This is a genomic window from Bombilactobacillus bombi (assembly GCF_013607485.1).
GTDB classification, from domain to species: Bacteria; Bacillota; Bacilli; order Lactobacillales; family Lactobacillaceae; genus Bombilactobacillus; species Bombilactobacillus bombi_A.
This window is the reverse complement of sequence record NZ_SCHP01000104.1, coordinates 1-2,213: the sequence shown is the minus strand read 5'-3', so window position 1 is coordinate 2,213 and position 2,213 is coordinate 1. Positions and strand designations below refer to the sequence as shown.

Below are 2,213 nucleotides of genomic sequence, written 5' to 3'. Positions count from 1 at the left end.
CTTTTAAAGAGTCTAAACCTGTAATTCCCTTCAAAATTCCATTTTTAGTAGCAAAAAGAAATTTTATAAGTGCGGATTTATAAAATAATGGTGTTATTTCTACAGTATGATTTAAATATAGCTCAATTGTTTTGCTAAAAATATTTATGCCATATGCATTTTGAATCAAATCAGAGGTAATGTGATCACCACCTGGTCGACCATTAACTTCTACTACTTTGACGCCTTGTGCAGTTAACTTTATTTCTACATGCGTAGGACCATTATGAATATCAATCGCTTGGACCGCACGATATGCTGTTTGAATAATTTCTTTTTTATGGTTGGCTTGAATCGTTGTTGGAAACACATGCATTAATTCTACAAAATATGGAGGAGCAGTAGTAAGCTTCTGCGTAACTTCTGCAAATGCTATCTTGTCATTATCTAAAAATAATTCCACACTAAACTCAGGACCATCTAAAAATTCTTCCATTATATAACTTTCATTAACTTTAAATCCCATATAACTAGTTTTTAATTGAGAAATTTCTTCAAATCTTTGTTTTAAAGTATCTTGATTATCAATATAAAAAACATCAATACTACTAGCTGTATTTGTAGGTTTTAATATTAAAGGAAAACCAATATTTTTGCTGGCAATAATCGCACTATCTAAATTGTCGACAACTTCAAATTGAGCAGAAGGAACACCCTTTTTTTGATATTCTTTTCTAGCAGCATCTTTATTTCTAGCACAATGGGCTGCAAAAATAGAATTTCCAAATTTGCCTAATTTATTTGCTACTTTGGCAGTAACCTCAATCGTATAGTCAGTAGCTGGAATTATAGCGTCAAAGCTATGATATTTACTATTATTTATAGCTTCTAAAATACTTTGATCATCTCTGATATCAGCAATAATTAAATCATCATATAAACCTTCATAACCATATTTCTCGGGATTATTTATATTGCTAACGACACAAATAACCTCACATCCCTTATTTTTAGCAGATTTAACAAAGTCTACGCCATAAAAACTTGGTTCCACAAGTAAAATTCGTTGCATTTTTTAAACCTCCGCTTTATTTTTAATACCCATTGTTGAAGCAACCACGCCAATTATCATAATGACAAACATTACTAAAAAGCCAAAATTAGCACCCATCTTGTCATTAAAGGTTCCCATTAAAGTAGATGCAAATACTTCAATTAATTGAGCCAAACCATTAAAAATAGATGTCACTCGACCCATAAACGTCTTTTTGACTGAACTCATTAAAATAGTATTCATAGACACTCTTAATGAAGAATTAGATAACCCTAAGATGAAATTACATAAATACATCAGTACGATAGAGCGACCCACAAAAAGTGTTATCAATACTAAACTAGCTAGAGCAAAAAAATTTATGATTAATTTTTTACTAGAAAATCTATTAATTAAATAACCACTGACAATACCTGCTACTAAGCCGCCAATACCATAGCTCATATCTGATAACCCATAGACAACACTATTAGCTTTAAGAATGCTTGAAACATAATCTGGCGCTGAGACATTAAATAGTTGCGTAACTATCAAGGGAAGAATTGATAGTATCCCAATATTAAAAATCAATTTATTATTCCAAACATATTTTATGCCCTTTGAAATTTGGAAATTTTCTTTATGAATATCAAGATCTAATGTGGCATCATTTTTTATACCATTAACTAATATAATAGCTAGCAAAAATACTAAAGCATTAATAACAAGTATTGCTACAAAACCAGTATAGTTTAAAATTATTCCAGATAACGCACCTGCAGAGAACATCCCCACTTGCAAAGAAATCTCAATAAAGGAATTAGCACTTCCCAACAAATTATCAGGAAGACTGGACTGTACATAACTACGTGAAGCTGCCATATAAGTAATCCAACCCATTCCCATAACAATTGAAAGTATATACATCAATATTAGATTAAACCCTAAAATGTAAAAATATATTGCAATAAATATTATGGGTAAAACTCTGCCAATAAAGGACCAAAGAATTACTTTTTTTCTGGAAAAACGATCTGTAATGCTACCAGCTAAAGGGGACATTATAAAACCCGCTAACACATTTATCGTAAGATAAAATCCCACAATTTTATTTGAATGTGTTTGAGATAATATATACCAATTAGCCCCAACTGTTGTCATTCCTACGCCCAATCCAGAAATAACATCTGCAAGTAAAAAA

The 2,213-nt window shown here is 30.9% G+C and carries 2 protein-coding genes; both read right to left on the bottom strand.

What is annotated here, in order from left to right:
• Positions 1-1,051 (bottom strand): ATP-grasp domain-containing protein (locus EQ827_RS08505; protein ID WP_181190554.1); only part of this gene is annotated, 1,051 nt, incomplete at its 3' end.
• A gap of 3 nt (positions 1,052-1,054) precedes the next feature.
• Positions 1,055-2,213: MFS transporter (locus tag EQ827_RS08500; protein WP_219912685.1), on the bottom strand; the 1,159-nt coding region annotated here is incomplete at its 5' end.